Annotated in this window: 16 protein-coding genes; 12 read left to right on the top strand and 4 right to left on the bottom strand. The window is 58.2% G+C overall.

The genetic code is table 11. From position 1 onward, the window contains the following. On the top strand, window positions 1-137 hold a 137-nt coding region (locus ACR0AL_RS19195; RefSeq protein ID WP_480664189.1), incomplete at its 5' end, for an EF-Tu C-terminal domain-related protein. A 95-nt stretch (window positions 138-232) separates the two neighbouring features. Here ACR0AL_RS19195 and ACR0AL_RS19190 read toward each other — a convergent pair. Further along, a complete protein-coding gene (locus ACR0AL_RS19190) occupies window positions 233-574 on the bottom strand; it encodes a RidA family protein (protein WP_170414024.1) in 342 nt (113 codons plus the stop codon). Window positions 575-788: 214 nt separating this feature from the next. Here ACR0AL_RS19190 and ACR0AL_RS19185 point away from each other — a divergent pair, with 214 nt between their 5' ends. Then, on the top strand, window positions 789-983 hold the full coding sequence (locus ACR0AL_RS19185) for a hypothetical protein (RefSeq protein WP_170378877.1): 195 nt from the start codon (window positions 789-791) through the stop codon (window positions 981-983). Window positions 984-1,091: 108 nt separating this feature from the next. Continuing rightward, window positions 1,092-1,757, top strand: coding sequence for a Crp/Fnr family transcriptional regulator (locus tag ACR0AL_RS19180; protein ID WP_170351823.1), 666 nt, complete (start codon window positions 1,092-1,094; stop codon window positions 1,755-1,757). On the opposite strand, the gene rpe is transcribed toward ACR0AL_RS19180, so the two are convergent. Together rpe and phnF are read right to left on the bottom strand one after the other, a co-directional pair. Then, window positions 1,754-2,440 carry a ribulose-phosphate 3-epimerase gene (gene rpe, locus ACR0AL_RS19175; RefSeq protein WP_480664313.1) on the bottom strand — a complete coding sequence of 229 codons (687 nt, stop codon included), beginning with the start codon at window positions 2,438-2,440 and terminating at the stop codon, window positions 1,754-1,756. The two genes, ACR0AL_RS19180 and rpe, sit on opposite strands and share 4 nt — an antisense overlap. A 287-nt stretch (window positions 2,441-2,727) precedes the next feature. Then, entirely contained in the window at window positions 2,728-3,438 is a 711-nt protein-coding gene (phnF, locus tag ACR0AL_RS19170) for a phosphonate metabolism transcriptional regulator PhnF (protein ID WP_480664311.1), read from the bottom strand. Between the two features lie 103 nt (window positions 3,439-3,541). Here phnF and phnG point away from each other — a divergent pair, with 103 nt between their 5' ends. Genes phnG through phnN form a run of 9 tightly spaced genes read left to right on the top strand, consistent with a single transcriptional unit; the run spans window position 3,542 to window position 9,189 of the window. Next, window positions 3,542-4,000 carry a phosphonate C-P lyase system protein PhnG gene (phnG, locus tag ACR0AL_RS19165; RefSeq protein ID WP_480664309.1) on the top strand — a complete coding sequence of 153 codons (459 nt, stop codon included), beginning with the start codon at window positions 3,542-3,544 and terminating at the stop codon, window positions 3,998-4,000. After that, window positions 4,000-4,575, top strand: a complete 576-nt coding sequence (phnH, locus tag ACR0AL_RS19160) for a phosphonate C-P lyase system protein PhnH (protein ID WP_480664307.1) — start codon at window positions 4,000-4,002, stop codon at window positions 4,573-4,575. The genes phnG and phnH overlap by 1 nt, the downstream gene beginning before the upstream one ends. Before the next feature lie 3 nt (window positions 4,576-4,578). Beyond that, a complete protein-coding gene (locus ACR0AL_RS19155; RefSeq protein WP_480664305.1) occupies window positions 4,579-5,670 on the top strand; it encodes a carbon-phosphorus lyase complex subunit in 1,092 nt (363 codons plus the stop codon). Beyond that, entirely contained in the window at window positions 5,667-5,915 is a 249-nt protein-coding gene (locus ACR0AL_RS19150; protein WP_480664303.1) for a hypothetical protein, read from the top strand. The genes ACR0AL_RS19155 and ACR0AL_RS19150 overlap by 4 nt, the downstream gene beginning before the upstream one ends. Beyond that, the gene (locus ACR0AL_RS19145; RefSeq protein WP_480664301.1) at window positions 5,912-6,772 is read left to right on the top strand and encodes an alpha-D-ribose 1-methylphosphonate 5-phosphate C-P-lyase PhnJ; all 861 of its coding nucleotides are present in this window, start codon (window positions 5,912-5,914) and stop codon (window positions 6,770-6,772) included. Before ACR0AL_RS19150 ends, ACR0AL_RS19145 begins: the two co-directional genes overlap by 4 nt. After that, entirely contained in the window at window positions 6,769-7,173 is a 405-nt protein-coding gene (locus ACR0AL_RS19140; protein WP_480664299.1) for a VOC family protein, read from the top strand. The genes ACR0AL_RS19145 and ACR0AL_RS19140 overlap by 4 nt, the downstream gene beginning before the upstream one ends. Window positions 7,174-7,178: 5 nt before the next feature. Then, window positions 7,179-7,949, top strand: coding sequence for a phosphonate C-P lyase system protein PhnK (gene phnK / locus ACR0AL_RS19135; protein WP_170351815.1), 771 nt, complete (start codon window positions 7,179-7,181; stop codon window positions 7,947-7,949). 11 nt (window positions 7,950-7,960) lie between these two features. Then, a complete protein-coding gene (gene phnL / locus ACR0AL_RS19130) occupies window positions 7,961-8,644 on the top strand; it encodes a phosphonate C-P lyase system protein PhnL (RefSeq protein ID WP_170351814.1) in 684 nt (227 codons plus the stop codon). Beyond that, entirely contained in the window at window positions 8,641-9,189 is a 549-nt protein-coding gene (phnN, locus tag ACR0AL_RS19125) for a phosphonate metabolism protein/1,5-bisphosphokinase (PRPP-forming) PhnN (protein ID WP_170351813.1), read from the top strand. The genes phnL and phnN overlap by 4 nt, the downstream gene beginning before the upstream one ends. Here the strand turns inward: phnN and ACR0AL_RS19120 are convergent. After that, a complete protein-coding gene (locus ACR0AL_RS19120; protein WP_170351812.1) occupies window positions 9,171-9,854 on the bottom strand; it encodes a DUF1045 domain-containing protein in 684 nt (227 codons plus the stop codon). The genes phnN and ACR0AL_RS19120 overlap by 19 nt on opposite strands. Window positions 9,855-9,868: the final 14 nt, after the last annotated feature.

Here is a 9,868-nt window from a genome sequence, read left to right as displayed (position 1 = left end):
TGGTCATGCCCGGCGACAACGTCGGCTTCACCGTCGAGCTGATCGCCCCGATCGCGATGGAAGACGGCCTGCGTTTCGCCATCCGCGAAGGTGGCCGCACCGTCGGCGCCGGCGTTGTGTCGAAAATCATCGAGTAAGGCGCTAAAGCCAATACTCAAAGAAAGGGCGTCCCTTGGGGCGCCCTTTTTGCTTGGATGTATGCTAATGCGCGCAAACTGCCTTTGCCGAAGGCTTAATCGTAAGCAGCATCCACGATAAATTCCACTTTCAGTTCGGGGCGTGCCAGCTTGGCTTCCCCGCAGGCGCGGGCCGGTGCGTGACCTTTGGGAACCCAGGCATTCCAGACCTCGTTCAATCCGGCAAAATCTTTCATATCGGCCAGCCAGATCGTTACACGTAGCATTTTCTCACGTGATGACCCGGCTTGTACGAGCAGGGCATCGATTTTTTCGAGGCAAATTCGGACTTGTTCCTGAATAGTGTCACCCTCGGCGACTTGTCCGGTCAGGTAGGCCACGCCGTTGTGTTTTACGATTTTCGAGGACCGTTCGCCGGTGTCGATGCGTTCAATCATGGGGCATTCTCATTTAGATGTTTGATGCGGCTGTTCATGGTCACAAGATGACCTGCTTGGCAATTGCTATTTTCGTGGCAAGATCTGCGGTCGTTTTGGCGGTTTAATCTTACCTCCACTTCAACGCAAAGAAGTGACCCCATGTTTGCACTCGAAGCAAACGGCGCGAGACTCGCAGGGGTTGGTGTCAGAAAATCAGAGCTTGGGGTAAATCATGTTTGGACTTCCGTTCGTACACTACAGCACGCGTATCCTGCACAGCACCGATCTGGGCGACATGCAAGCCGCAATCCTAAGCGCCGATGATCCTGAGACGGGCACCAGATCGCACCTGCCACGTCCGCAGCAGAAAGTAAGCCACATAACCTGTCTTTCAGAGAAACCTGAAAGATTCCGGGTGGAAAAGTAGTAGGTCGGAATCAACGCTCTAGCCCACCTAACAGCGACTGCTAAACTCAACATGCACCTGTAAAGCGCGCCTGGCCCCGGTCAGCGCGCAAAACTGATGAGGTAGGGCATGGTGGGTTTGGACCTTTTGGTAAATGCGGCGAATGTCTTTTACCTAATTTCTTACTCGGTCAGGGATATTTTCTGGCTGCGTGTTCTGTCGGTGATTGGCGCGATGATCCTGCTGCCCTATTACTATCTGCAACCCGCGCCGCTGTGGGCCCCGATCGGGTGGAACCTGTTTTTCACCGGTATCAACATCTTTTGGATTGTGCGTTTGTTGCTGGAACGACGCCCGGTGCCATTTACCGATATGCAAAGACACCTCTATGAAATCGCTTTGCGCAATTTCTCGGAGCGGGACGCATATGACCTGCTGAGAATGGGAGTTGCAAAAACGGTTCCGGTTGGAACCAATCTGTTAACGCAAGGTAGCCCGGTACACAGCCTATCGCTTATCGTGGATGGGGAAATCGGTGTTGAGATGAGCGGAGACCGAGTAGACACGCTGGGCGAAGGCCGGTTCCTTGGCGGGACGGCCTTTCTGGCCAAAGATCAGGGCTTTACCGCGCCGGTGACCGTGACAGCCCTTAAACCGTCACGGGTGATCGAATGGAACATGTCCGATCTGACTGCGGAACTGCAAAAACAGCCAGATCTGGCAATTTCAATCGAAGCCAGCCTTGGGCTCGAGATTTCGCGGTTTCTGCAAACCGCCAGATTACAGATGGCCTAAACCGCGGATTCTGCGGCAGCCCTTACGGCGCGAATATTGTCGCCATAGACACCGGAGCTTTCAACTGATCCACCCTTGAAGACGGCTGATCCTGCGACCAGCACGTCAGCCCCTGCGGCTGCAACCAACGGGGCTGTTTTCGGGTCAACACCGCCGTCGATCTCGATATGCACGGGGCGGTCACCGATCATCTGACGCAGTTTGCGGACTTTGCTGGTCATGTCGATAAATTTCTGACCGCCGAAGCCGGGGTTCACGGTCATGACGCAGACCAAATCGGTCAGGTCTAGAAGATGCTCGACGGCTTCGGCTGGCGTGCCGGGATTCAGCGCAACCCCTGCCTTCATTCCGGCTGCACGAATGGCTTGCATCGTACGGTGGGTGTGCGGACCGGCCTCGACATGCGCCGTAAGGATATCGGCACCTGCATCGGCATAAGCCTGAATATAAGGATCAACCGGCGCAATCATCAGGTGGACATCCATCACCGTTTTGACATGCGGGCGGAATGCCTTGACGGCGGGTGGGCCAAAAGTCAGGTTCGGGACGAAATGGCCGTCCATAACGTCGACATGGACCCAATCCGCGCCCTGGGCCTCGATCGCCTGAATCTCTTGCCCGAAATTGGCGAAATCGGCGGATAGGATCGACGGGGCGATCTTGATGGTGCGGTCAAAGCTCATGGTGGCCTCGTGTCAGCTAAAGAGTCGCGGTCGCGTATACCTGCGCTGCATTGCAAAGGGTAGCCCCCGTGGTTTGCCCAACGTTACAAAACTTTTATCGCGTTGCAGGAGTGCTTGAGCATTATAGGAGCAGTCATGTCAAAGGGCGGAGCCACTCCCGCACCCGCAGGCGCATGGGCTGTGCCGATACCCCTTGGCGGCTTTGGGTCCGGCGCCATGCGCAGCGCTACGCCCAACGGGATGAGGCCTCCGCAAGGAGGTCGAAGACGGGCGAGAGCCTCCGGTGCTCAATCATTATTCAGGGTCAGGGTAACCCGCTCTCCTGCAAAAACCGTGCGCCCGTATTCGACCGGCACGCCGTTTAGATCGGCATTGATCCCCGTCGAAAACAGCACCGGAGCGCCTTGCGACAGTTGCAGATGCAAACCCTGTGTCGCCGTGGCAGCCCGCGCGGTCAGGCGGGTAGACACACGGGTGTAGTCTGCGACGCCACAGCGTTGCAGTGCCTTGGTCACGGATCGCGTGTCTTGCAGCGCAGTCAGGATGTCGGGCAGACGATCAGCCGGAAAGACGCTCTGAAATAGGCCGATGGGCTGGCCATCGGCCAGAGACAGGCCGTCATACACGTGAACCGTGTCTCCGGGGGTAAGCTGCAGAGCTTCGGCTTCGGTTTCATCTGCCGCGCGGGTGGTCAACGACAGGATCGTCTTGCCCGGCATCTTACCGCTGGCCGATATGCTTTTGTGGTATCTCACCCGTTTGCCAATTGGATAATCGGTCGGGCGCGCGGCCACAAAAACGCCTGACCCGCGCCGTGGGCGGACCAGACCTTGTTCGGCCATGTCCGACAGCGCGCGCCGTACCGTATGCCGATTGACACCATGTTGCGCCGCCAATTGCGCCTCGGTCGGCAACCGGTCACCGGTATTGTATCGCCCCTCGGCTATGTCCGAGGTCAGGCTGAGCGCAATGCTTTTCCAGACAGGCGTTTTATTCATGTCACCAAACTTTCACGGGTGCGCGGATTGCGGGTTCTCCGCGAGGGGTGTAATATTTGTCTAGTTGTATAGTTCATGTAGACAACCTGGCCAAGGGGGTTTGATGACCGATAAAACAAAAACCGCGAATGCTGCGCGTCAGGAATGGATGGGTTTGCTGGCCTGCGCTCCAGAAGAAGAACTGATTGCGTTGTTGGATGAAATTGGCGCGCTTCCGCGCTTTCAATGGATCCGTCACCCCGAAGTAGGTGGTGTGATGGTGCGCGGACGGATCGGCGGCACAGGCGCGCCATTTAATCTGGGTGAAATGACGATCACGCGCTGTTCGCTCGCGTTGCAGGACGGAACAGTTGGCCATGGCTATGTGCAGGGGCGTTCCAAGCGAAAAGCGGAAAAAGCGGCGCTGGTTGATGCGTTGATGCAAACCGACGCCGCCGGAGACGTTCGTGCGCGGGTGATCGCTCCGCTTGGTCAACAGATGCAGACAGCCAAAACAACCCGCGCCGCCAAGGCCGCGGCCACCAAGGTCGAATTTTTTACGATGGTGCGAGGTGAAGACTGATGACCGTGCAAAACCAATTTTCAGGCGGGTTCCAGAACGCACCAATTGAAGCGGCCCATGCTTTTCGTGCCGCGATGACGGTCATGGCGCGCCCGGGTGAGATCCGCCGGATCATCGGCACTCACCCACCCGCGCCCTTGTCCGTGGTGGCGGGGACGTTGCTGCTGACGCTTTGCGACCCGGACACCAGTGTGTTTTTGGCGGGTGAGGTTGATACGGATGCAGTGCGGCAATGGTTGACCTTTCACACCGGTGCGCCGCTTGTGGCAGCGGACCAGGCTGACTTCGCAATCGGAACGTGGCAAGCGCTGATGCCCTTGGGGCAGTTCCGCATTGGAACGCCTGAGTATCCTGACCGTTCAGCGACGCTGATCGTGGAATGTGACGACCTAAATCAAGCGGGGGCAATGCTGACGGGGCCGGGGATCAAGGGCGTCGCCCGTCTGTCACTACCGGATATTCCGACGCTTCGGGCCAATGCGGCGCTGTATCCATTGGGATGCGATTTCTTCTTCACCTGCGGTGACAAAGTCGCGGCCTTGCCGCGGAGCACGCAGATCAAAGCAGAGGGTTAGTCGATGTATGTGGCTGTAAAAGGCGGTGAGAAGGCCATCGAAAACGCCCATGCCTGGCTGGCCGAGGAACGGCGCGGGGCGACCGATGTTGCTGAACTCAGCATCGCGCAGATCCGTGAACAGCTGAGCCTTGCGGTAAACCGGGTAATGGCCGAAGGGTCTTTATTCGACCCCGATCTGGCTGCTCTAGCCATCAAGCAAGCGCGCGGCGATTTGATCGAGGCGATTTTCCTGATCCGTGCCTATCGCACCACCTTGCCCCGGTTCGGGTATACCAACCCGGTTGAAACAGACCGTATGGCCTGCGACCGCCGAATCTCGGCCACGTTCAAGGATGCGCCGGGCGGACAGGTGCTGGGTCCGACCTTTGATTACACACATCGTTTGCTGGATTTCAAACTGGCCGCCGAGGGCGAGGTTCCGCCTTCACCCAAAGGTCAGCCACGCACAGACCCGGTTCCGCATATCGCCGACTTTCTGAAGGATGAGGATATCATTCAGGATGAACCTGCAAGCGAAGACACCCCGACTGACCTGACCCGGCAACCGATGGAGTTTCCGGCCGAGCGCCCCCTGCGCCTGCAATCGCTGGCCCGCGGGGATGAGGGGTTTGTGTTGGGCATGGCCTATTCAACCCAGCGCGGTTACGCCCGCAACCACGCCTTTGTCGGCGAATTGCGCATCGGCAAAGTCGCGGTCGAGATGGATATTCCCGAGTTGGGCTTTGCCATCGAAATCGGCGAGGTGGAATTGACCGAATGCGAGTCGGTGAACCAGTTCAAGGGCTCCAAGACCGAACCACCCCAGTTCACACGCGGTTATGGTCTGGTCTTTGGCCAGTCGGAACGCAAATCAATCGCCATGGCTTTGGTCGACCGCGCGTTGCGCTGGCAGGAATTGGGAGAAGACAATCTGGGTGCCCCCGCGCAGGACGAGGAATTTGTCCTGAGCCATGCGGACAACATTCAAGCGACCGGGTTCCTCGAACATATCAAGCTGCCGCACTACGTGGATTTTCAGTCCGAACTGGAATTGGTCCGCAAGCTGCGGCGCGAGGCCGAGGCGTGGACTACACCGCAGGAGGCAGCCGAATGAGCCCAACCAACGCACAGCGGATAAGCGGTTTATTGCTCCTATTCCGTGTCCTTCACTCTGTGATCGCCAAGGTCAGGGGCGCCGATTGCTTTCCAAATACCGGCCTTGTCCCGCAGCATCGATTCTCGTCGCCGTCTGGAATGGCGGATATGCAGGATGAGATAAAACATAACGGCCAAAAAGACCGCTCCACATACAAAAACGTCCATAAAAATACCAAAACACAAAGTGATACTTCAAAATGAATGAGTACAACTTTGCATATTTGGACGAGCAGACCAAGCGGATGATCCGCCGAGCTATCCTCAAGGCTCTGGCTGTTCCGGGATATCAGGTACCTTTTGCCAGCCGTGAGATGCCCATGCCCTATGGCTGGGGAACGGGCGGCGTGCAGGTGTCGGCTGCAACATTGACGCCGGACGATACGCTCAAAGTGATTGACCAGGGGGCCGATGACACCACCAACGCCGTTTCGATCCGCAAGTTCTTTGAAAACACCGCAGGGGTGGCGACAACCGAGGAAACCGCGAAGGCAACTGTTATCCAGACACGCCATCGCATCCCCGAAGTAAAACTGACCGAGGATCAGATCCTTGTGTATCAGGTACCGATCCCTGAACCCCTGCGTTTTCTCGAACCGCGCGAGACCGAGACCCGCAAGATGCACAGTCTTGAGGAATATGGCCTGATGCATGTGAAATTGTACGAGGATATCAGCCAACACGGGGTGATCTCGACCGCATATGCCTATCCGGTAAAGGTCTCGGGGCGTTATGTGATGGATCCGTCGCCGATCCCGAAATTCGACAACCCGAAGCTGGAAATGGACGCGATCCAGCTGTTCGGGGCTGGGCGGGAACAACGCATCTATGCGCTGCCGCCGCATACCAAAGTGGTGAGCCTGGATTTCGAAGATTACCCGTTCGAACCCACCAAGGCCGATCATGCCTGCGACCTGTGCGGGGCAGAGGACAGTTATCTGGACGAGGTAATCATGGATGATGCAGGCAACCGGATGTTTGTCTGTTCCGACACGGATTACTGCCGCACGCGACGCGCGCGGGGGAGCCAAGGGCGATTAAGCAAGGAAGGCGAGATATGATACGGCAGAATGTATTGGGAATTGATCACCTTGGCCTGACGGTCGCTGATCTGGACGCCTCGAAAGGGTTCTTTGTCGACGGGTTAGGCTGGGATGTAGTGGGTGGCAAGCCGGAGTACCCCTCGGCTTTTATCAGCAACGGTGCCGCCGTGCTGACCCTGTGGCAGCAGAAGGGTGACAACCGGCGCGGGTTCGATCGGCACGCAAATGTGGGTCTGCATCACGTGGCATTCAAAGTGCCGGGCGAGGCCGCGCTGAACACCGTATTCGATGCCATCAAGGACTGGCCAGGGGTTATGGTCGAATTCGCGCCAGAGCCATCCGGCGCGGGTCCGAAAATCCATTTCATGATCCGGGAACCCGGCGGCAACCGGATCGAGTTTGCCTACGATCCGAGGTGACGGTTATGACACCCCTGCTTAGCGTTCAGGACATCACCAAGACATATGGTGCACGAATCGGCTGTACGGGAGTCAGTTTCGATCTCTATCCCAGCGAGGTGATGGGCATTGTTGGCGAAAGCGGCTCAGGCAAGACAACATTGCTGAACTGTCTGGCAGGTTATCTGGAGCCGGACACGGGGCAGGTGATCTTTGACACGCGCACGGATGGTCCGATGGACACAGTGACCATGTCGGAACCCGAACGCCGGATGCTGGGGCGAACGGATTGGGCCTTTGTCCATCAGCATGCCCGCGACGGCTTGCGCATGTCGGTCAGCGCGGGGGGGAACATAGGCGAACGGCTGATGGCCGTGGGTGAGCGTCACTATGGGTCGATCCGAGGCGATGCCATGGATTGGTTGGGGCGAGTCGAGATTGACACAGACCGAATTGATGACCGCCCCACCGCGTTTTCCGGTGGGATGCAGCAGCGCTTGCAGATCGCGCGCAACCTGGTGACGGGGCCTCGGCTGGTGTTCATGGATGAACCGACCGGTGGGCTGGATGTCTCGGTTCAGGCGCGCTTGCTGGACTTGCTGCGGGGGCTGGTGCGCGAGATGGGGCTGAGCGCCATAATCGTCACCCATGATCTGGCCGTGGTGCGGCTGCTGGCGGATCGGTTGATGGTGATGAAGGACGGCCACGTGGTTGAGGCCGGGTTGACCGATCAGGTATTGGACGATCCGCAGCACGCTTATACGCAGCTCTTGGTTTCAAGCGTACTACAAGTGTGAAAGGGAAGGCGATGATCGAACTTAAAGGTGTCAGCAAAAGCTTTACCCTGCACAATCAGAACGGTGCCGTGATCCCGGTGATGGAAGGCGCTTCGCTGAAAGTCATGCCTGGCGAGTGTGTTGCTTTGACCGGGGTGTCGGGGGTGGGCAAGTCGACTTTGATGCGGGTGATCTATGGCAACTATCTCGCGGCATCCGGTCAGGTTCTGGTTGGTGGGCTCGACGTAGCTCAGGCTGAACCGCGTGAGATTTTGAACCTGCGCCGCGAAACGCTGGGATACGTCAGCCAATTCCTGCGTGTCGTCCCACGAGTGCCAACGCTTGAGGTTGTGGCCGAACCACTGTTGGCCATCGGATTTGACCGGCAAGTGGCTCTGGACAAAGCAGCTAATCTGCTGGTGCGGCTGAACATTCCCGAACGCTTGTGGACCCTAAGCCCTACGACATTTTCCGGCGGTGAACAGCAGCGGGTGAATATCGCGCGAGGCTTTGTGCATGACTATCCGGCGTTGTTGCTGGATGAGCCCACGGCCTCACTGGATGCAAAGAACCGCGAGACGGTTCTGGCGCTGATCACCCAGGCCAAGGCACGCGGCGCGGCAATTGTCGGCATTTTCCACGATGTCGACGCACGCAAGCGCGTCTGTGATCGCCAGTTCGACCTGTCCGACTTTGCACCTGGAATGGCCGCATGAGCCTTGCCACTGTCATAGCCGTCGTGGGCCCGTCAGGCGTCGGCAAGGACAGCGTGATGCAGGCGTTGGTGGCACGTGCGATCGGTATTTGTTTGACGCGCCGCGTGATCACGCGACCCGAGGGCGAAGAGGGTGAGGATTTCGACCGAGTGTCTGTTGAAGAGTTTCATCAGATGGTTGCGCGGGATGCCTTTGCGCTACACTGGTCCGCGCATGGATTGTTCTACGGCGTGCCCCGCACCATTGAACAACAGCGGCAAAGGGCAGATGCCGTATTGGTGAACCTGTCCCGATCCGTCTTGTTGCAGGCCCAAGAGGTGTTTGGCGATCTGATCGTGATCTCTCTGACCGCTGACCCTGAAGTATTGGCGCAACGCCTGTTGATGCGCGGACGTGAGAGCGCACCTGAGCAGACACGAAGGTTGGCGTGTGCCAAAGTGCCTTTGCCCGAGGGGCTGAAACGGGTGATCGAGATTGACAACTCCGGGCCGCTGGAGGCCACGGTTGAAGCCATTCTCGATCAGCTTCAGCCGGAAAGGACGTAGCGATGGATCAGGTGAAACCGCCCATCCCTTGCCTCGCCCACCAAAGCCAGATCATTGATTTGAAAGGGCGCGGGCAGCAGGGGAACAAGGTGCGATTGCAGCGCGCGCTCAACTGTCGACAACGTGGGTTTGTCCAATTTACCGCTGAGGGTGATGTGAAAGCGGAAAGACTCCATCACATGCGGATAACCCCATTGCACCAGGTTAGCCTCTTGCCGGGCGTTCAGGCCATGGGCGCGGCGGCGGTGCAGTTCGGCCTCCGATGGCGGGGCACGAAAGCTGTCCAGATCACGCACACAGGCGGCAGCCAGCGCGTTCAGAGCGACCTCATCCCCCATCGGACGCAAAGCCAGAAACCGACCCAATCGGGCGATCTGCAGCCCGCCCAGGGCGACCGGGGCCTGCGTGGCCGCAAGCCGCGCGCAGGCGTCGTGCAACGCTTCAACCGACTGCCCATACCGCAGGCGAAACGGGGGCTTCATCGTCGCATGCAGCCCGTATTTGCGCGGCACCTCGGTCACGGCTGCAACGTCCACACCGTTTATCACCAGGTGGGCAATGGGCGTTCCGACCTCCATATCCCAGCCCAGCCAGCTGGTGGCGAATTTCGTCCATTCCGCCCGCGCCGGGGGCATAAAATAGATCGCGTATCGCGTGAATGTCACGTTGGCCTCCTGTG

It is taken from the genome of Ruegeria sp. BB1, assembly GCF_056539465.1.
Note: the sequence above shows the minus strand (reverse complement) of the source record. Positions and strands in the feature narration are given on the sequence as shown.

Excerpts from the sequence above, each read along its gene's own strand:
- ACR0AL_RS19140 (WP_480664299.1), top strand. The coding sequence starts at position 6,769 with ATGATACGGCAGAATGTATTGGGAATTGATCACCTTGGCCTGACGGTC.
- phnF (WP_480664311.1), bottom strand. The coding sequence starts at position 3,438 with ATGAATAAAACGCCTGTCTGGAAAAGCATTGCGCTCAGCCTGACCTCG.
- ACR0AL_RS19150 (WP_480664303.1), top strand. The coding sequence starts at position 5,667 with ATGAGCCCAACCAACGCACAGCGGATAAGCGGTTTATTGCTCCTATTC.
- ACR0AL_RS19145 (WP_480664301.1), top strand. The coding sequence starts at position 5,912 with ATGAATGAGTACAACTTTGCATATTTGGACGAGCAGACCAAGCGGATG.
- phnL (WP_170351814.1), top strand. The coding sequence starts at position 7,961 with ATGATCGAACTTAAAGGTGTCAGCAAAAGCTTTACCCTGCACAATCAG.
- ACR0AL_RS19180 (WP_170351823.1), top strand. The coding sequence starts at position 1,092 with ATGGTGGGTTTGGACCTTTTGGTAAATGCGGCGAATGTCTTTTACCTA.
- phnN (WP_170351813.1), top strand. The coding sequence starts at position 8,641 with ATGAGCCTTGCCACTGTCATAGCCGTCGTGGGCCCGTCAGGCGTCGGC.
- phnH (WP_480664307.1), top strand. The coding sequence starts at position 4,000 with ATGACCGTGCAAAACCAATTTTCAGGCGGGTTCCAGAACGCACCAATT.
- phnG (WP_480664309.1), top strand. The coding sequence starts at position 3,542 with ATGACCGATAAAACAAAAACCGCGAATGCTGCGCGTCAGGAATGGATG.
- phnK (WP_170351815.1), top strand. The coding sequence starts at position 7,179 with ATGACACCCCTGCTTAGCGTTCAGGACATCACCAAGACATATGGTGCA.
- ACR0AL_RS19190 (WP_170414024.1), bottom strand. The coding sequence starts at position 574 with ATGATTGAACGCATCGACACCGGCGAACGGTCCTCGAAAATCGTAAAA.
- rpe (WP_480664313.1), bottom strand. The coding sequence starts at position 2,440 with ATGAGCTTTGACCGCACCATCAAGATCGCCCCGTCGATCCTATCCGCC.
- ACR0AL_RS19185 (WP_170378877.1), top strand. The coding sequence starts at position 789 with ATGTTTGGACTTCCGTTCGTACACTACAGCACGCGTATCCTGCACAGC.
- ACR0AL_RS19155 (WP_480664305.1), top strand. The coding sequence starts at position 4,579 with ATGTATGTGGCTGTAAAAGGCGGTGAGAAGGCCATCGAAAACGCCCAT.